The 274-nt window shown below is 46.7% G+C and carries 1 protein-coding gene; it reads right to left on the reverse strand.

Translation table 11 applies throughout. The features are described from left to right. On the reverse strand, window positions 1-150 hold a 150-nt coding region (locus tag SB752_RS32410; RefSeq protein ID WP_001392841.1), incomplete at its 3' end, for an IS1 family transposase. Window positions 151-274 lie beyond the last annotated feature (124 nt).

Consider the following 274-nt stretch of genomic DNA (forward strand, 5'->3'; position numbering starts at 1 on the left):
GGGTTGAGAAGCGGTGTAAGTGAACTGCAGTTGCCATGTTTTACGGCAGTGAGAGCAGAGATAGCGCTGATGTCCGGCGGTGCTTTTGCCGTTACGCACCACCCCGTCAGTAGCTGAACAGGAGGGACAGCTGATAGAAACAGAAGCCACTGGAGCACCTCAAAAACACCATCATACACTAAATCAGTAAGTTGGCAGCATCACCGAAGAGATTAAGATATATCAAGAATGCTATGAAAAATTCGTTAAGTTCTTAAAGGCAAACTTCAACCCG

It is taken from the genome of Brevibacillus sp. SIMBA_040 (assembly GCF_046535075.1).
Lineage (GTDB): Bacteria > Bacillota > Bacilli > Brevibacillales > Brevibacillaceae > Brevibacillus.